Source organism: Rhodovulum sp. MB263, assembly GCF_002073975.1.
In the GTDB taxonomy this organism is placed as follows: Bacteria; Pseudomonadota; Alphaproteobacteria; order Rhodobacterales; family Rhodobacteraceae; genus Rhodovulum.
Genome location: NZ_CP020384.1, coordinates 1413959 through 1430997 on the forward strand (window position 1 = coordinate 1413959; position 17039 = coordinate 1430997).

16 protein-coding genes are annotated in these 17039 nt (G+C 68.3%); 4 read left to right on the plus strand and 12 right to left on the minus strand.

Annotated features, from left to right (window positions below; all coding sequences use genetic code 11):
* Positions 1-43: 43 nt before the first annotated feature.
* From nifD to B5V46_RS20185, 11 genes are all read right to left on the minus strand, one after another.
* On the minus strand, positions 44-1516 hold the full coding sequence (nifD, locus tag B5V46_RS06780; RefSeq protein WP_080615890.1) for a nitrogenase molybdenum-iron protein alpha chain: 1473 nt from the start codon (positions 1514-1516) through the stop codon (positions 44-46).
* A 58-nt stretch (positions 1517-1574) separates the two neighbouring features.
* Positions 1575-2450 carry a nitrogenase iron protein gene (gene nifH, locus B5V46_RS06785; RefSeq protein WP_080615891.1) on the minus strand — a complete coding sequence of 292 codons (876 nt, stop codon included), beginning with the start codon at positions 2448-2450 and terminating at the stop codon, positions 1575-1577.
* Between the two features lie 353 nt (positions 2451-2803).
* Positions 2804-3637 carry an SIR2 family protein gene (locus B5V46_RS06790; protein WP_080615892.1) on the minus strand — a complete coding sequence of 278 codons (834 nt, stop codon included), beginning with the start codon at positions 3635-3637 and terminating at the stop codon, positions 2804-2806.
* A gap of 5 nt (positions 3638-3642) precedes the next feature.
* Positions 3643-3852 (minus strand): putative nitrogen fixation protein NifT, encoded by a 210-nt coding sequence (gene nifT / locus B5V46_RS06795; RefSeq protein WP_080615893.1) that lies wholly within the window; start codon positions 3850-3852, stop codon positions 3643-3645.
* Complete coding sequence (locus B5V46_RS06800; RefSeq protein ID WP_080615894.1) at positions 3849-4136, minus strand: nitrogen fixation protein NifZ; 288 nt, start codon at positions 4134-4136, stop codon at positions 3849-3851. Before B5V46_RS06800 ends, nifT begins: the two co-directional genes overlap by 4 nt.
* A complete protein-coding gene (locus B5V46_RS06805) occupies positions 4123-4935 on the minus strand; it encodes a 4Fe4S-binding leucine-rich repeat protein (protein WP_080615895.1) in 813 nt (270 codons plus the stop codon). Before B5V46_RS06805 ends, B5V46_RS06800 begins: the two co-directional genes overlap by 14 nt.
* A gap of 8 nt (positions 4936-4943) precedes the next feature.
* The gene (locus tag B5V46_RS06810; protein WP_080615896.1) at positions 4944-5138 is read right to left on the minus strand and encodes a 4Fe-4S dicluster domain-containing protein; all 195 of its coding nucleotides are present in this window, start codon (positions 5136-5138) and stop codon (positions 4944-4946) included.
* Between the two features lie 33 nt (positions 5139-5171).
* Positions 5172-6650: a nitrogenase cofactor biosynthesis protein NifB gene (gene nifB, locus B5V46_RS06815; protein ID WP_080615897.1), complete on the minus strand. Its 1479-nt coding sequence runs from the start codon at positions 6648-6650 to the stop codon at positions 5172-5174.
* 1186 nt (positions 6651-7836) lie between these two features.
* Positions 7837-9618, minus strand: coding sequence for a nif-specific transcriptional activator NifA (gene nifA / locus B5V46_RS06820; RefSeq protein ID WP_080615898.1), 1782 nt, complete (start codon positions 9616-9618; stop codon positions 7837-7839).
* Between the two features lie 456 nt (positions 9619-10074).
* Positions 10075-11118 (minus strand): cytochrome-c peroxidase, encoded by a 1044-nt coding sequence (locus B5V46_RS06825; protein ID WP_080615899.1) that lies wholly within the window; start codon positions 11116-11118, stop codon positions 10075-10077.
* A gap of 166 nt (positions 11119-11284) precedes the next feature.
* Positions 11285-11779 (minus strand): TagF domain-containing protein, encoded by a 495-nt coding sequence (locus B5V46_RS20185; RefSeq protein WP_196774366.1) that lies wholly within the window; start codon positions 11777-11779, stop codon positions 11285-11287.
* A 663-nt stretch (positions 11780-12442) separates the two neighbouring features.
* Between B5V46_RS20185 and cobT the strand changes: the two genes are divergently transcribed.
* From cobT to cobC, 3 genes are read left to right on the plus strand one after another with little or no spacing between them, the layout of a single operon-like run.
* Positions 12443-13450, plus strand: coding sequence for a nicotinate-nucleotide--dimethylbenzimidazole phosphoribosyltransferase (gene cobT / locus B5V46_RS06835; RefSeq protein ID WP_080615901.1), 1008 nt, complete (start codon positions 12443-12445; stop codon positions 13448-13450).
* On the plus strand, positions 13447-14235 hold the full coding sequence (gene cobS / locus B5V46_RS06840; RefSeq protein ID WP_080615902.1) for an adenosylcobinamide-GDP ribazoletransferase: 789 nt from the start codon (positions 13447-13449) through the stop codon (positions 14233-14235). Before cobT ends, cobS begins: the two co-directional genes overlap by 4 nt.
* Positions 14226-14738 carry an alpha-ribazole phosphatase family protein gene (gene cobC / locus B5V46_RS06845; protein ID WP_080615903.1) on the plus strand — a complete coding sequence of 171 codons (513 nt, stop codon included), beginning with the start codon at positions 14226-14228 and terminating at the stop codon, positions 14736-14738. The genes cobS and cobC overlap by 10 nt, the downstream gene beginning before the upstream one ends.
* A 163-nt stretch (positions 14739-14901) precedes the next feature.
* Here cobC and B5V46_RS06850 read toward each other — a convergent pair whose 3' ends face one another.
* Entirely contained in the window at positions 14902-16017 is a 1116-nt protein-coding gene (locus B5V46_RS06850) for a class I SAM-dependent RNA methyltransferase (RefSeq protein ID WP_080615904.1), read from the minus strand.
* A gap of 138 nt (positions 16018-16155) precedes the next feature.
* Between B5V46_RS06850 and B5V46_RS06855 the strand changes: the two genes are divergently transcribed.
* Complete coding sequence (locus B5V46_RS06855; RefSeq protein ID WP_080615905.1) at positions 16156-16929, plus strand: hydroxypyruvate isomerase family protein; 774 nt, start codon at positions 16156-16158, stop codon at positions 16927-16929.
* Positions 16930-17039 lie beyond the last annotated feature (110 nt).

Here is a 17039-nt window from a genome sequence, read left to right on the forward strand (position 1 = left end):
TTGAGGGAGCGGGCGGGAGGTCTCGGCCCCCCGCCGAAGGGCGTCAGGCCGATTTCTTCCAGGGCGCGTCGAACAGGCCCCAGACCGGATTGTTGATCGCGAGATCCATGTCGCGGGCGAAGATCGCGAAGCCGTCATAGCCGTGATAGGGGCCGGAATAGTCCCAGCTGTGCATCTGGCGGAACGGGATGCCCATCTTCTGCACCGGGTATTTTTCCTTGATGCCCGAGCCCACGAGGTCGGGGCGCATCCCTTCGATGAACTTCTCGAGCTCGTAGCCCGTGACGTCATCGTAGATCAGCGTGCCTTCCTTGATGTATTCGCCGGTCCGCTTGTAATCGTCGCCATGGGCGAATTCGTAGCCGGTGCCGCAGATCTCCATGCCGAGATCGTGATAGGCGTCGACCACGTGGCGCGGCCGCAGCCCGCCGACGTAGAGCATGACCTTCCTGCCTTCGAGGCGCGGCTTGTATTTCGCCAGCACCGCGTCGACCAGCGGCTGGTATTTGGCGATGACCTCCTCGGCCTTGTCCTGGATGGTCTTGTCGAACTTGGCGGCGATGGCGCGCAGCGAAGCGGCGATCTGGGAGGGGCCGAAGAAGTTGTATTCCATCCAGCCGACGCCGTAATTCTCTTCCATGTAACGGCAGATGTAGTTCATCGACCGGTAGCAGTGGATGAGGTTCAGCCTGGCCTTCGGCGCGTTCTCGATCTCGGCCAGCGTCGCGTCGCCCGACCAGGAGCCGACCACGTTCAGCCCGATCTCCTCCAGCAGCATCCGCGAGGCCCAGGCATCGCCGCCGATATTGTAATCGCCGATGATGTTGACGTCATAGGGGCCGGGTTCGTAGCTCGATTCCTCGCCGCCATTGAACACCCAGTCGCGGATCGCGTCATTGGCGATATGGTGGCCCAGCGATTGCGACACGCCGCGGAAGCCCTCGCAGCGGACCGGCACGATGGTCTTGCCGACATCCTTCTTCTTCTTCTTGGCCACGGCCTCGATATCGTCGCCGATCAGCCCGATCGGGCATTCCGACTGCACCGAGATGCCCTTGGCCAGCGGGAACAGCTCGTTGATCTCGTCGATCGTCTTCTCGAGCTTCTTGTCGCCGCCGAAGACGATGTCCTTTTCCTGGAAATCGGTCGTGAACTGGAAGGTCACGAAGCTGTCGATGCCGGTGGTGCCGGTGTAGTAGTTGCGCCGTTGCGACCAGGAATAATGGCCGCAGCCGACGGGGCCGTGGCTGATATGGACCATGTCCTTGACCGGCCCCCAGACCACGCCCTTGGAGCCTGCATAGGCACAGCCGCGGATGGTCATGACGCCGGGAACGGACTTGATGTTCGATTTGACCGTGTCGCATTTCGACACGATCTCGGTCTCGCCCTCGGGCGCGGGCGCCGCCACGTTCAGGTGCTTGGCGCGCTTCTTCTGGGCTTTGGCGGGGTAGGCCGAAAGGACCTCTTCGATCAGCTTCTCTGGCGCGATCGGATCGGGAATGTCTTTTGCCATCTGGCTGGCTCCTTGGGGCGGGGTGGGGGGGTCGACCTCGGCGCCGACCCCGCGATGCTCAGGCCTCGGCTTCGGCGATGGCGGCGAGCCGGTCTTCCTCGGACTGCATGATGCCGAAATCCATCAGCATCTCTTCCAGCTCTTCCATGGTGATCGGGGTGGGGATGACGCCCTGGCCCGAGTTGTTGTGGATCTTCTGGGCGAGCTGGCGGTACTCGTTCGCCTGGCTGCTGTCGGGGGCGTACTGGATGACGGTCTCGCGGCGGAGCTCGGCGTGCTGCACGATGTTGTTGCGCGGCACGAAATGGATCATCTTGCAGCCGAGCTTGCCGGCCAGCGCCTCGGCCAGTTCCAGTTCGCGGTCGGTCTGGCGTTCGTTGCAGATCAGCCCGCCCAGGCGCACGCCGCCGGAATTGGCGTATTTCAGGATGCCTTTCGAGATGTTGTTGGCGGCGTAAAGCGCCATCATCTCGCCCGACATGACGATGTAGATTTCCTGGGCCTTGTTCTCGCGGATCGGCATGGCAAAGCCGCCGCAGACCACGTCGCCGAGCACGTCATAGGAGACGTAGTCGACATCGTCATAGGCGCCGTTTTCCTCGAGGAAGTTGATCGCGGTGATGACGCCGCGCCCGGCACAGCCGACGCCCGGCTCGGGGCCGCCGGCCTCGGTGCATTTGATGCCCTTGTAGCCGATCTTCATCACGTCTTCGAGTTCGAGATCCTCGACCGAGCCCGCTTCGGCGGCGAGGTGCAGCACGGTGTCCTGCAGCTTGGTGTTGAGGATCAGACGGGTTGAGTCCGCCTTGGGGTCGCAGCCGACGATCAGGATCTTCTGACCCATCTCGACCAGGGCGGCCAGCGTGTTTTGCGAGGTGGTCGACTTGCCGATCCCACCCTTACCGTAGAAGGCGATCTGTCTCAGAGAGCCCATGGGGATATCCTTTGCAGCTAGGTTCGTTTCCGTGTCGTGTCGCGAGAAGGCATCGCGGCCGCTCTCGGAAGATAGAAAGCAGGAAGCGTGCCAAGCGGTCGGCGCATTCAGAATCAAATGAAAGCAATGGGATACGTGGAAGTCTTCGGCGCTTCGGGGATGTGCCGAACGCGACAAAGCCCCGACAATTCCGCCCCGCTTCCGGCCGCGCGCCTGCATCCGGCGTTCCGTCATGGGTATTTGGACCAAGAAGAAGCAGGGGACGGGGCCGGGGGGGGGGGCGGGCGGACATGCCCGAAACGACAGCGGCCCCCGAAGGGGCCGCAGGTTGAAACTGCGCGCGGGGGCCGTCGTCAGGCGGTCGCGGCCAGTGCCTCGGCGACCCGGGCGAGCGGCAGGTCGAGCCGTTCGATGCCGAGCTCTTCGAGAAAGCGCGCCTCCATCCGGGTCAGCTTTTCGTCGATCACCGCGGCATGCCCGGAGCCCGAGCGTTTCGCGATCTGGCGGGCGAAGGTCCTGAGCATCTGGTCGTCGAAGCGACAGCCGAGAAACAGGAAGGGACGGCCGGTGCGGCGGGCCCGGACCTCTGCGGGGATCGGCGACTGGATGTCGATCTCTGTCAGAACCTCGACATAGTCATTGTCCGACATCAGATAGGCATGGCCTTCGCGGATCAGGCCGTGTGGCTTGTAGATCAGCATCTGCCAGGCGGGGTCGGGCTCTTCGCCGATCAGGTTGCCGGCGGCGTCATAGGCGCGGGTCCAGATCTCGGACCATTCGCCATGGCGGCTGACGCCCTGTACAAGGCCCCAGTCGCCGCGGCCCTCCGCGCCCGCGGCGTCCAGAAGCGCGCCGTCATACCAGGCGTCGACCACCAGCGGCGGGCGGACCTGCGCGATCCAGCGATGGAGCGGCCCGGGCTCGGGCCGTGCCGCGAAGGCCTCCTGGACGATGGCGTCGAGGGTGCGGCGAAACCGGCGGCCTTCGACATATTGCGCCACCGCCCAGAGATTGCCCGCGGCGCGTTTCGGGGCCCGCACCCTGGCCTCGATCGCGGCGCAGAGCGCCTCGGGCGAGGCGGGCTGCCCGCCGCCTGCGGTGGCGGCGACGCCCGCGCCCAGATAGGGGACGCGGCGCCCGGCCGCGACCTCGTCGAGCAGGTCCGACAGTCGGTCTGGGGCCGCCATCCTCTCTACTCCGTCGACAGGCGCCGGGCGTCGATCGTCACCGGCAGCGCAGGAGGTGTGTCATAGGCGGGCATCTCGAACACCCAGCCATTGGTCAGCTTCGCCCAGCCGCCCCAGATGCCGGGATGTTCGGCTTCGACGATGAGTTCCTCGAGGTCCTTCTTGGCGACATAGACTTCCATGCCCTTGGCGGTGTCGCGAACGGTGATCTTCATGCGGTCTTCTCCTTGGCGGGGGTGTCGAGGCTGTCGAGTTCGTCGCGGCGCATGCCGACGATGGCGCGGCTGTCGATGAATTCGACCGCGTAGACGTAGAACTGCTGCAGGAAGGTGCCGATGTCGCGGACATAGCCGACCTCGCCCTTGCGCACGACGAATTCGCCGATCTCGCGGCCGGGCACGGTGCCGTCATTGCGGATATGCTTGCGCGCGCGGACCTTTTCTCCGGGCCGGTAGGCGGGCGGGCCATAGATCTCGATTTCCCTGTCATCGGTCGACATCGCTGTTCCTTTCGGCGGGGAGAGGGGTCGTCATTGCGGCCAACTCGGCCAACTCGGCCAACTCGGCCAGCCGGTCGGCTGCGGCCTGGCGCACCGGCTCTTCGGGATCGTCCAGAAGCCTGCGCAGAAGATCGGCCCCGGCACGTTCGGCCGCGGCATGGCGGACGCGCAGGTCGCTGTCGCAAGCCAGCGGTGCCAGTCTCTCGGGGGCGATCCGCCGGGCCACGGCGCGGCGCACCTCGGGATCGGGATCGGCGATCAGCGGGTCCAACCAGCGCGGCGCCACCCGTTCGGCGACCAGCTTGCGGATTTCGGGGGCGGGGTCATGGGTGAGGATCGGCAGCACGCCGGGATCGGCGCGGCGCGCAGCGACCTGGCGCACGAACGGGTCGGGGTCGCGCAGAAGCGGCACCAGATCGGCAAAGGGCATCCGCCAGGCCAGCGCGATCCGCACCTCGCGGTCGGGATCGTCCAGCGCGGCTTTCGACTGCGCCGCGGGCAGGCGGATCGCCGCGACCGCGCGCACGCCCGGGTCGGGATCGTTCAGCAGCGGGCGCAGACGGAAGATGCTGGCGACCTGCGCGGCATGGGCGCGGGTCTCGGCATAGGGATCCCCGAGGCAGCTTTCGGCGGCCCCGGGGTTCATCATGAAGAAGCGCGCGATCCTCGGCGCGTAGCGGTCGAAGGCGCAGGACCAGCCGAAGCCGCATCGCCGACGGGCCAACAACCCGGCAAACCGGCAGGCGGCGCAGTCGAGCGCCTCTCCTTGCCAGTCGACCGGGTCGGGACCGCCGGTCATGGACGGGCTCAGGCCGGCACGCAGGTGCCGGGCACCGGGCAGACCGCGGCGCATTGCGGCGTGTCGAACTGGCCCTCGCATTCGGTGCATTTCTCGGCGTCGATGATATAGGCCTCGCCCTTGAACTTGATGGCGGCGTTCGGGCATTCGAATTCGCAGGCGCCGCAGACGGTGCATTGCGATTTGACGATCTTCAGGGCCATGGGCTGTCTCCTTCGGTTGGGTCTTGGCCGGATTCAGGCGCGTTCGGCGGACAGGCCGGCGCGCGCGGTTTTCGAGTGCAGGACAGCGGCGATGGCTGTCTCGATATAGTCCTGGGCGAGGCCGTCGATCGCCTCGATGCCCGCCCCTGCCAGGCGTTTCCTGGGGCCGTCTCCGATCTTCGAGCAGAGCAGGAAGGGCACATCCCCGAGCACCCGCAGGATCTCGTCCATGCGGGCCGCGTCGCCATGCCCGCCGAGGCAGTAATTATCGGCGCGGCGGTGGCCGACGAAGCGGATGCCCCGGGCATCGGCCTCGTAGATCTGGAACTCGGTCGCCTTGCCGAAATGCAGGTTGATCCGGCCCGAGCCGCGGGTGCAGACGGCAAAGAGCGCGGGCTTGTCGGCCCCGGCGATGGCGGCCTCGGCATCGGCCGCAGCCGAGGCGCGGTCGCGGCGTTCCTCGGCGACCCAGTCGCGATAGGCGGTGCGGGCTTCGGTTGCGTCCGCGATCTCTTCGGGCAGCTTGTCCAGCGTGAAGTCCTGGCCCCGGTCCTCGCCCAGAAGCCCGACCGCATCGGCACGGCACTGGCGGCAATGGCGCATCAGGTTGGCGCCGCCCGCGCAGGCATCCTGCACCTTCTTCAACTCGGCGCCGGTCGGTCCACGCTGCCCGCTCAGCCCGAAATGGGTGCCATGCGCCGGGTCCGAGATCAGCGGCATGATGTTGTGCAGGAAGGCGCCGCGCGCCTTGACGGCCTTGTTCACCTCGATCAGGTGCGCGTCGTTGAGGCCGGGGATCAGGACCGAATTGACCTTCACCAGCACCCCGCGCGCCGTGAGCATCTCGAGGCTTTGCAGCTGGCGGTCGCGCAGGATGGTGGCGGCCTCGATCCCGGTGCGGCGCTTGCCGTCGTGGAAGATCCAGGGGTAGATATGCTGCCCGATTTCGGGGTCGATGGCGTTGATGGTGATGGTGACATGGTCGATGTTCATCGCCACGATCTCGTCGACGTGATCGGGCAGGGCGAGCCCGTTCGAGCTGAGGCAGAGCTTGATGTCGGGCAGCTGCTTCGCGACCAGCGCGAAGGTGGCCTGCGTACGGCGCCAGTCATAGGCCGCATCGCCGGGGCCCGCGATCCCCAGCACCGAGAGCTGGGGTACCGAGGCGGCGACGGCCAGCACCTTGCGCGCCGCCTGTTCCGGCGTCAGCCGTTCCGAGACCACGCCCGGGCGGCTTTCATTGGCGCAGTCGTATTTGCGGTTGCAGTAGTTGCACTGGATGTTGCAGGCGGGCGCGACCGCGACATGCATCCGCGCGAAGTAATGATGCGCCTCTTCCGAATAGCAGGGATGGTCCTTGACCCTGGCCCAGGTCTCGGGGTCCATGTCGGCCGGCCCCTGCGACGACCCGCAGGCGCCCGAGCTGCAGCCGCCGCCCCCGGTCATCGCCGCCCCCATCTCCTTGCGGGAGGACACCTGCAGGCCGGAAATCGGGATCGGGGTGACGGACATGGGCGGGTCTCCTCGCAGAAATCGGGTTCCGAGAGGAAAGAAGCACAAAGCGTGCCATGATCTGGCAGGGCGGCAAATCCCGGTTTTGCGGGCAGAGCGGCGGCATGGCAGGCTGGTGCAAGGGACACGGGGGGCGACAAACGTATGAAACCCGACATTCGGTGTCGGGGGGGCGGGCGCCCCTTGCCGGATGGGGCGCGGGTCAGGGCGCGCCGACACCATGACGGATCCGGGCCGTCGACCGGGCAGAATGGCTTTTCGCGGCAGGCGCGTGCAGCAATGCGACATGATCCGTCAGCTTCCGCATATCGGCGCCTTCGTTCTTCGCACTTTGCTTACCCGGACCGGCGGGATTTTCTGGCTCATGGCCCCGGCATTCCGAAGGACAGCTCTGGCATTCGTCCAGTCGATCCCGGCCTGTCAGCCGTCACCGTCTCGAATGCTTCAGGTTTCGGACGGGGGCCTTGAGCTGTTTCGAGGGCGGGGCGCCGGCCGTGCAGGGCGGGATGTGCCCTGCGCGGAACCGCACTCATGCGTCCCCCGACCTTGGCGAGGGGCTCCCGGACATGGCCGAAGAGTTGGACCCGCGCTATCCGGACAGAAGGCCCCTCGTCCCGGATGCGAGCCTTCCGTTTCCGGATGGGGCCGTTGCATCCTGATCTCGCGCGCGACGATGGGGAAACGCAGACCCGGTCTTCTGCCATGCCGCTTCTTTTGAGGGCATTCCGGGGGCGGTGCGGTCTGCCATCGGTGATTTCGCAGCCGAACAAGGCCCGATGGATTGTTCGCCAACCGTTTCGGCGTGACTGCGGCCTCGGGGCCGACCGCAATCGGGCTGTTCCGGAGGTACTGCCGGAGATCCGCGAGGGGGGGCAGGATATTCATCGAACCGCTGCTCGTAGAGAGCCTTTGCGGCACAGGCCATCCGGTTTCAGGGCTGCCGCGCAGCCCGCCATGACGACCCTATTCCCATGCAGCTTTGCGGAAACGCCTTCCGACAGGAAGCGAACGGCCGCCTCGGCATGGCAGCCCCCAAACGGCAAGGTCTTCGCAGATTTTCCGCCAGCATGCCCGGACCCGATGCGAACCGATGCGCGATCCCTGCGGCGCCGTCGGAATTGCCGCGCCGCATATCGGGGAAAGGGCCGGGCCGTTCGGGGCTGCCTTTCGCGCTGCGCTGCGCGGATCAGAACTTCCGAAGCGGAATGTCGTGCTTTTTCAACGCATAGCCGATCTGGCGCGGTGTCAGGCCCAGCAGCCGTGCGGCCTTGGCCTGGACCCAGCCCGCGCGCTCCATCGCATCGATCAGACGGGTGCGCTCGTCCTGCGGTTCGGCGGCGAAGGCGGCGGCCGGAGGCCGGCCGATGGGCGGGGCAACCGGCGCCTCGCCGAAGCCGGCCGGACAGGCGGCGGCCGGGGGGCGCTGGCCCGCGCCGCTGTCGATGACCGGCAAGGGCGTGCGCACGGCGGCCGCGAGCCCGCCGATGGGGGATTGCTCGCCGGTCTGCATCCGCCAGAGCTCGGCCGACAGGCAGGTGCCCTGATGGCAGGCCAGCTCCTGCGCGCCGATCTCGGTGCCCGAGGACAGCGCCGCGACCCGGCTGATGCAGTTCTCCAGCTCGCGCACATTGCCCGGGAACTGGCAGCGCGCCAGCGCCACCATGGCCTGCGCGGTCATCCGCTTGTTCATCCCGTTCTGCTCGTTGAACCGGTTCAGGAAGGCCTGGGCCAGTTTCGGCACGTCCTCCAGCCGATCGCGCAGCGGCGGCAGCAGGATCGGGATGACGCAGATCCGGAAATAGAGGTCGGCCCGGAACGTGCCGCGCGCCACCGCCGCTTCGAGGTCCTTGTTGGTCGCGGTCACCAGCCGCACATCGACACGCAGCGTCCGGGTGCCGCCGACGCGCTCGAATTCGCCCTCCTGCAGGATCCGCAGAAGCTTGACCTGGAATTCGGGGCCGATCTCGCCGATCTCGTCGAGAAAGAGCGTGCCCTTGTCGGCCAGCTCGAACCGGCCCTTCTTCTGCGCCATCGCCCCGGTGAAGGAGCCTTTCTCATGGCCGAAAAGCTCTGATTCCAGCAGCGTCTGGCTCAGCGCCGCGCAGTTGACCTTGACGAAGGGCTTGTCCTTGCGATCCGAGAGCGCATGCACCGCGCGGGCGAACAACTCCTTGCCGGTACCGCTTTCGCCGCGCAGAAGCACCGGCGTCCGGGTCTGGGCCACCTTGCGGATCTGGGCGATCACCGATTTGATCGCGGGGCTGTCGCCGATGATGCCCCTGATCGGTTCGGCCGGCAGCGTCACCTCGGCGGCGGCCTTCTCATTGGCATGGCGCAGCGCCAGCCGGGCCTCTTCCATCAACCGCTCGCGGTCGCGTGCGACCAGGCGGCGGAACTTGACCGACTGTTCGAGGATGGCGGCGACCATGGTCATCACCCGCTGATCCTCGTCGATATTGGGATGGAGATCCTCGGTCAGGTCGCGCCAGGCACCGAGTACGCCGATCACATAGGGCGAATGCACCTGTTCGCGGATCGGCACGGCGATGAAGGCGAAGCGGTCATGCGGCGCCTGCGGTGGCAGCGCGTCGGGTCCGAGTTCGCCCGCCACGTCGCAGGAGACAAGCGCCACCCCGGTCCGGAACACCGCCCTTGTGGCGGCGACCGGCATCGCCCGGCTGGTCGCAGGCGCGCTCGAGGCGCCCTGCGTCGTGGCGGCGATCACGAAGGGATTGACCCCGGTTCGGCCGGAGCCGGCCCCGCTGTCGTCAAGCAGCGCCAGCGCACCCATCCTGAGCCCCATGAACGAGGACAGAACGTTCAGCACCGAGGGCATGGCCGCGACCGGGTCGCTTGCGCCGGTCAGGATCTTTGCGGCCTCGCAGACCGTATCGAGCGGGAAACGCTCGTTAATGTCGAATTTGGGCAGCGCTGGGCTGCCGCTCAGGGTAAAACTGGAGGAAGGCATCGCGCATCTCTATGCTTATGGTTGCAGAGTCCGATGCTTCCCGGCACTTGTCCATTCTCTTGTCGGGAACGGGACAAAATGACAGGTCACATTCCGTTTTTTCGAACCGGGCTGCCCGAAAGGCAGACAGAAGATCTCTCGCTGCCGGATATTTCGGCATTCATGTGAAGGGATCCCGACAAGGCTGTGACGATTCCTGGAATGACGCGCGCCTTTCCGGGCTTGATCCCGGCCGGAGAGCGCTTGCCGTAATCTCGGCATCCGGACCGGCCGGCCCGGGGCGGGGACGGGCTCGGGGGCGGCAGAACGGGTTCCCATGAAAGCCGGCTTGCAAGGGAACCGGCAAAGAGCGCGCATAAAGGGCGCGGCAAACCGTTCAGGCAAAACGGGGCGGGCAAAAAGGAGGCCGACGGGAGTGCCGGCCCCTGAAGGACGCCCGGAGACAGGCGATCGGGCTTAGCGTTGCAGCACCTCGGCGGTCGGCCGCGGCGTGGTGGCGGTTTCGGGCGGCAGCACGGGCGTCGTGATCGCGGGCATGGTCCCGGTCAGGCTGTCGAGGAAGGCCACGATCTTTTCGGCTTCGGCGTCCGAGACGTCCTCGCCGAGCTGGGCCGTGCCCATCACCTGCACGGCGGTCTTCAGGTCCCAGACCTTGCCCGAGTGGAAATAGGGCGCCGTCAGCGCGACGTTGCGCAGAGGGGCTGCGCGGAAGACATATTCGTCGCTGGCCGTCGCCGTCACCGCGAAGCGGCCCTTGTCGTCCTCGGGCAGGATGTCGGCGCCGGGCTTCTCGACCAGACCGAAGGGGAAATAGCCGTTGCCACCCAGGTTGACGCCGTTGTGGCAGGTCACGCAGCCCTTGTCGACGAAGAGCTGAAGCCCCTCTTTCTGGGTCTCGTCGAGCGCCATCTCGTCGCCGTTGAGAAAGGCATCGAAGGGGGCGGGGGTGATCAGCGTCGCCTCGAAGGCCTCGATGGCGCGGGCCATGTTGTCGAAGCTGACGGCATCGGCCTCGCCCGGGAAGGCGGCCTCGAACCAGTCGATATACTGGCCCATCGAGTTCAGCGTCGCGACCACATTGTCGGGGGTGTTGGCCATCTCGACCCCGGCCTGCACCGGCCCCTTGGCCTGGGCCTTCAGGTCTTCGGCGCGGCCGTCCCAGAACTGGGCGATGTTGAGCACCGAGTTCAGCACGGTCGGGGAGTTCCGCGGCCCCTTCTGCCAGCCATGGCCGATCGAGGTTTCCAGGTTGTCGTCGCCGCCGGTGGTCAGGTTGTGGCAGGAATAGCAGGAGAAGACCCCCGAAGCCGAAAGCCGCGGATCGAAGAACAGCGCCTTGCCGAGCTCGATCTTCTCGGGGGTGATGCGGTTATCTGCAATCTGCGGCACGGTCGATGGCAATGGCTCGAAATAGTCGAGCGCCATGTCGCGCAATTCGGATGCTGCGGCCGGGACGGCCAGGGCGGTCGAGAGGAGGGCTGTTGCGATGAGGCGTGTCATGGAGGAAACCGTTTTCTTGGATGTCGCGCGCTATTGAATTTGGAATAATTAAAGTATTGAGCCTTGACCTGGATCAAGTTCGCTCCGGATTGCGGGGCGCTGCGTCAGCCCGTCGCGGTACGGCCCTCAGGCGGCGACATGCGGGGTGGGAGCGGTGCCTGCCCGGTCAGACCGCACCGATCGGTCCCATCAGCTCGGTCAGGATCTCCGCTACCGTCCGCTCTTCCTCCGCCGGCGGGTTGGCGACCCAGAGCCCGGGCTCCGGGTCATCGCTGCGCAGGAGGGGCAGCGCGGCCAGCGCGGCGCCAAGGCTCGCGGAGGAGAGCGCGCCCGCCGTCGCCGCCTGCGCGGTCGCAAGCGCCCCGTCGCACCAGCGGTCCGCCGCTTCCCAGTTGAGCCCGGGCATCCGGCAACAGGCCAGCGGAAAGGGCCGCCCCGAGCGGTCCCGACTGGGCAGGATCAGCGCGGTGAGCGTGCCCCTCTCCAGATCGAGCGTTGCCCGCAGCCCGGTTCGGGGCCAGAATCCGGGCCAGGCCGCGCGGGTCGCCAGATGCGCGATCATCCAGCGCTCGAGCGCGATCCGCAGCAGGCCGGGAACCCCCTGGGTGACGAGATGTCCGGCGCTCGGGATCTTTCCGAAATATCCGGTCGCAGCGGTCAAGATCCCTCCGTTCCGGTGCAGCTTGCGAACGGGCCGGGCCGGGCCGGAGCGGCTTCGGCGATGCCGACCTGCCCGCGCGCGTCCGGTGCAATGGTTTCCCAAACGCCCGAAGCGACCGCGCGTGGCGCATCCTCTGCCCGGGAAGGCCGCTTCGGCATGCCGGTCGCGGGCGGGACGCCGGGGGTGCGGCCGACAGCGCCTGGCGGGTGCGGCGGCCACAGGGTGCGGGCCTTGAGCGATGGCATGGCCGACAGGCTGGCGCGACCGGGCCTTGCGGCCAGCTGTCCTGCCCGTCTCTTCGGTTGCGCAATTCCGGGCAGGGGGCACGGTGCGGGCCGGGCCGCCGGGCGTTGCCCGGCAGGGGCGGCGTCGGCAGGCGGGGACGCAAACTGGCTCATATCGAGCAATATCCCGGATCCATGAAGCTGGTTCCAACTGCCCAACTGTCTCAGACCCGGCCCTGGCATGCAACGGTTTCGGCGCCGTCCCGCCCTGTCGCGGCGCTGTGATGGCGCTGGCGCCCGGCCGGATATGCGGGGCCCGCGCGGCCCGGATCGCCGGGCGGGCAGGTGCGGCGCCTTGCCCGCCATGCGCTCGCGCCGATTGCAGCCTCTGCCGCCCCGTCCTAAGACACGCCGCGACAGAAACGAAAGGCCCCACGGGATGAGCACCGATACCGATTTCGCCGCTGCGCTCCAGCACAAGATCGATTTCAAGACCAAGCCGCTGGGTTCGCTCGGCCGGATCGAAGATCTGGCGACGCTCATGGCCACGGTCCAGGGCACGCTGAGCCCGCGGATGAAGACCTGCGAACTGACGATCTTTGCCGCCGATCACGGCATCGCGGCCGAGGGCGTGTCGAGGTTTCCGCAGGAAGTGACGCGGCAGATGGTGCTGAACTACCTGGCGGACGGCGCCGGGGCCAATGCCTTCGCCCGCGCCGTCGGCGCCCGGATGAAGGTCGTCGATGCCGGGATCGCGGGCGCGCCCTTCGGCCGCGAGGGGCTGATCGAGCGCCGGATCGGCGCAGGCACGAAAAGCTTCCTGCACGAGCCCGCGATGAGCGCCGAGGACTGCGACCGCGCGCTTGAGGAGGGCCGCAGGCTGGGCGCCGAAAGCCCGGCCGATGCGGTGGCCTATGGCGAGATGGGCATTGCCAATACCGCCTCGGCCGCGGCGCTGGGCCACAAGCTGACCGGGGTCGGGCTCGAGGCTCTGGTCGGGCGCGGTACCGGGCTCGACGATGACGGTCTGACGCATAAGCGCCAGGTGCTGGAACGGGCCGCGGCGCGGACCGGCGCGCTGGGGCCGAAGGAGACGCTGGCCGAATATGGCGGTTTCGAGATCGCGATGATGACCGGGGCGATGATCGGCGCGGCCGAGGCGCGCAAGGTGGTGATCGTCGACGGCTTCATCGCGACGGCGGCCGCGCTGATCGCGGCGCGGGTCGCGCCCTCGACCCGGGCCGCGATGGTGTTCTCGCACCGGTCCGAGGAACAGGGCCATGGCGTGCTGCTCGATGCGCTGGGGGCCGAGCCCCTGCTGCGGCTCGGGCTGCGGCTCGGCGAGGGTACCGGCGCGCTGCTGGCCTGGCCGCTGCTGGTCGCGGCGGGCGAGATGCTGAACACCATGGCCAGCTTCGACGATGCCGGCGTCACGGGGCCGCAATGACCCCGGCCGCCCGACTGGGCGAAGAGGCGCGGCTGGTCGTGCTGGCGCTGCAATTCGTCACCCGCCTGCCGCTGCCCGCCGATGCCGGCTATACGCCCGACCGGATGCGCCGGGCGACGCGCTACTTCCCGCTTTGCGGCGCGCTGATCGGTGCGGCTCTGGGGCTGGTCTTCGCCCTGGCTGCGGCGGTCTTTCCGCCGGCGGTCGCGGCGGTGCTGACGCTTGTGGTCGGCGTGCGGCTGACCGGGGCGCTGCATGAGGACGGGCTGGCCGACATGGCCGACGGGCTTGGCGGCGGGCTGACCCGTGCGCGCGCGCTCGAGATCATGCGCGACAGCCGGATCGGCAGCTATGGCGCGGTGACCCTGATGCTGGCGCTGGCGCTGAAGGGCGCGGCACTTGCCGGGCTCGGTGCCGCGGCGGGCGGCTGGGCGGCGGCCGGGGGGCTTCTTGCGGCGCATGGGCTCAGCCGGCTGGCCTCGGTGGCGGTGATGGTGCGCCTCCCCTATGCGCGCGACGAGGGCAAGGCGGCCTTCGCCGCAGCCGGTCCCGGCCGCGACGGCATGGCCATCGCCTGGACGACGGGCGGGGTGCTGATGCTGGGCCTCTGGATCGGCGCGGGTTTCGCCGCCGCGCTGACGGTGCTGGCGCTGACCGTCGCGGCCACGCTCGTCATGGCGCGGATGCTGATGCGGCGGCTCGGCGGTCATACCGGCGACGGGCTCGGCGCGGTGCAGCAGGTGGCCGAGATCGCGATCCTGCTGGGGCTGCTGGCATGGGCCTGATCCTGTTGCGCCACACCCGGCCGGATGTCGCCGAGGGCACCTGCTATGGCCGCACCGACTACCCGCCGGCGACAAGCTTTGCCGAGGAGGCGGCCGAGGTGCTGGCGACGCTGCCCGCCATCGACCGGATCCTGACCAGCCCGCTTCTGCGCTGCACCTGCCTGGCCGAGCATATCGGCGCGGCGCGGGGGCTGCCGGTCGAACCCGATCCGCGCCTGATCGAGATCGATTTCGGTGCCTGGGAAGGTATCCCCTGGTCCGAGGTCCCGCGCGACGGGCTCGATCACTGGGCGGGGCATTTCTACGAGTCGCGCCCCCATGGCGGCGAAAGCGTCGGCATGTTCTTTGCCCGCGTCGTGCCCTTTCTCGAAGAGATGCGCGGGCCCGGGCGGGTGCTTGCCGTCTCGCATGCCGGGCTGATGCGGGCCGCGTTGCATCATGCCGGGCGCGAAGGGGCCTGGCAGATGAAGTTCCCCTATGGGAGTTTCATCGAACTGCCCTGACGCCGATCCGTCGCCGTTCGGGCAGGGCGCGGTCCGCGCGGGCACGCAACGGAGGCCTCCGCCGGGGCCGTGTCTTTCGCGTATTTCTGCCAGGAAGAAGACGGAACCTGCTTTCTTCTTGGCGAAAATACCCATGACGGAACGCCGGTCGCGGGCGGGCAGGTCAGGGCAGGGGCGCGGTCCGGAACAGCCGCACCTTCAGCCCGCCATGGGCCACCGGCGGACCGGGCGGCAGGAAGGGCAGGGCCGTTGCCCGCGCAAGCCCCTCGTCGCTGGTCACGAGCCCGACCCGCCAGCCTGCGAACCGCTCGCGCAGCGTCGCCCCGAGGGCGCCGTACAGCGCGAAAAGAAGCTTTCGCTCGCCGATCCGCGCGCCATAGGGCGGGTTGACAATCACCAGACCGGGCGGGCCTTCGGGCCGGGCCAGGTCGCTGATCGCGTGGCGGCGGAAGTCTGTCAGGTCCGCGACACCCGCGCGCGCGGCATTGGCGCTGGCCATCCGGATCGCCCCGTCGTCGCGGTCGGACCCGAAGAAACGGAGCCCGCTCGGAAGCACGGACGGGGGCGCCTTCATCGCGGCCCAGGCAACGGCATCGAAGCTTGCGAAGTCCTCGAAGGCGAAGCTGCGGTCGCGGCCGGGCGCAAGGCCCGCCGCGATTTCGGCCGCCTCGATCGGGAAGGTGCCCGAGCCGCACATCGGATCGAGCACAGGTTCGGTGCCGTCGAAGCCGCAGGCGCGCAGGAAGAGCGCGGCCATGGTCTCGCGCAGCGGTGCCTTGCCGACTGCCTGCTTGTGGCCGCGCCGGTGCAGCGGCTCTCCCGAACTGTCGAGGCTGAGCGTCACCAGATTGTCGTCGATCCGGACCTTGAGCGCGAGCGCCTCCTCGCCGCCGATGGGCGCGCCCAGCGTTTCCGCGATGGCGCGCTCGATCCGCTGGGCGGCGGCGCGGGCATGGTAGATCTTCGAGGCCCGGCACTGCACCTCGACCCGGACCGGCCGGTCGGGCCGCAGCACCGCCGCCCAGTCGATCTTCCGGGCGCGCTTGTCGAGCTGGGCCAGATGGAAGGCGCGGAAGGTGCCGATCCGGACCAGCACCCGCGAGGCGCCGCGCAGGACCAGATTGGCGCGCCAGACCTCGGGCCAGCCGCCCGTCACGGTGACGCCGCCGGGCACCACTGCGGGCGCGGCAAAACCCGCCGCGCGGGCCTCTTCGGCCAGAAGCGGCTCGAGCCCGGGCAGGGCGGCGAGAAAGATTTCGAAGGGGGCGGCGACAGTCATCCGGGCTCCGGAACGGGGGGTGGGGCATTCGCGATACACCGGAAGCGGCGGGCAGGGAAGGGCGCGCTTGACAGCTTCGCTGTGGCGCCGCTAGCGATGAGGACGGGGTGCGCGGCCGAGACCGGTCCGGAGGGGGATGTGAAATTCTCTGCCAATCTTGGGTTTCTCTGGCGCGAGCTCGAGCTGCCCGATGCGATCCGCGCGGCCGCCGCCGCCGGGTTTTCTGCCGTCGAATGCCACTGGCCCTATGACACGCCGCGGGCCGCGATCCGCGCCGCGCTCGACGAGACCCATCTGCCGATGCTCTCGCTCAACACCCGCCCCGGCGATCTTGCGGCGGGCGAATTCGGGCTTTGCGCGCTGCCCGGGCGCGGGCCCGAGGCGCGCGAGGCGATCGATCAGTCCATCGCCTGGGCTGCCGCGCTCGGCGTGGGGCAGATCCATGCCATGGCCGGATGCGCGCGCGGGCCCGAGGCCGAGGCCGCGCTGGCCGCGACACTGGCCTATGCCTGTCTCGAGGCCGGCCCCTATGGCATCGGCATCCTGATCGAGCCGATCAACCCGCATGACGTGCCGGGCTATGCGCTGGCCAGCACCGCCGAGGCGGTGGCGATGATCGAACGCGTGGCCGCGCCAAATCTCAGGATGATGTTCGACTGCTACCATGTGCAGCGCGCCGAGGGCGATGTGTCGTCCCGGCTCAAGGCGCTGATGCCGCTGATCGGTCATGTGCAGGTGGCCGGCGTGCCCGACCGCGGCCCGCCCGACCGGGGCGAGCTCGATTACGGCCATGTCTTCGAGTTGCTAAAGCGGCTTGGTCACACCGCGCCGATCGGGGCCGAATATCGCCCCGACGGGCTCACCGATGACAGCCTGGGCTGGATGGCACGCTTCGCGGCCGACGATTCCTAGGTGCCTCGTGTCATCGGCCGGGATCGCCCGCCGCAGGCTGTGAACCGGCGGCGGCATTCCGGACGGGGCAAGGGCCTCGATTGCAGAGCTTCGATCCGGTGGCCGGGTTT

What these genes read in the sequence shown, in the direction of transcription:
- B5V46_RS06790 (WP_080615892.1), bottom strand. Translation starts at nt 3,637, where the DNA reads ATGGCGGCCCCAGACCGACTGTCGGACCTGCTCGACGAGGTCGCGGCC.
- B5V46_RS06800 (WP_080615894.1), bottom strand. Translation starts at nt 4,136, where the DNA reads ATGTCGACCGATGACAGGGAAATCGAGATCTATGGCCCGCCCGCCTAC.
- nifA (WP_080615898.1), bottom strand. Translation starts at nt 9,618, where the DNA reads ATGCCTTCCTCCAGTTTTACCCTGAGCGGCAGCCCAGCGCTGCCCAAA.
- cobC (WP_080615903.1), top strand. Translation starts at nt 14,226, where the DNA reads ATGGGCCTGATCCTGTTGCGCCACACCCGGCCGGATGTCGCCGAGGGC.
- B5V46_RS06805 (WP_080615895.1), bottom strand. Translation starts at nt 4,935, where the DNA reads ATGACCGGCGGTCCCGACCCGGTCGACTGGCAAGGAGAGGCGCTCGAC.
- nifD (WP_080615890.1), bottom strand. Translation starts at nt 1,516, where the DNA reads ATGGCAAAAGACATTCCCGATCCGATCGCGCCAGAGAAGCTGATCGAA.
- B5V46_RS06850 (WP_080615904.1), bottom strand. Translation starts at nt 16,017, where the DNA reads ATGACTGTCGCCGCCCCCTTCGAAATCTTTCTCGCCGCCCTGCCCGGG.
- cobT (WP_080615901.1), top strand. Translation starts at nt 12,443, where the DNA reads ATGAGCACCGATACCGATTTCGCCGCTGCGCTCCAGCACAAGATCGAT.
- B5V46_RS06810 (WP_080615896.1), bottom strand. Translation starts at nt 5,138, where the DNA reads ATGGCCCTGAAGATCGTCAAATCGCAATGCACCGTCTGCGGCGCCTGC.
- nifH (WP_080615891.1), bottom strand. Translation starts at nt 2,450, where the DNA reads ATGGGCTCTCTGAGACAGATCGCCTTCTACGGTAAGGGTGGGATCGGC.
- B5V46_RS06825 (WP_080615899.1), bottom strand. Translation starts at nt 11,118, where the DNA reads ATGACACGCCTCATCGCAACAGCCCTCCTCTCGACCGCCCTGGCCGTC.
- nifT (WP_080615893.1), bottom strand. Translation starts at nt 3,852, where the DNA reads ATGAAGATCACCGTTCGCGACACCGCCAAGGGCATGGAAGTCTATGTC.
- cobS (WP_080615902.1), top strand. Translation starts at nt 13,447, where the DNA reads ATGACCCCGGCCGCCCGACTGGGCGAAGAGGCGCGGCTGGTCGTGCTG.
- nifB (WP_080615897.1), bottom strand. Translation starts at nt 6,650, where the DNA reads ATGTCCGTCACCCCGATCCCGATTTCCGGCCTGCAGGTGTCCTCCCGC.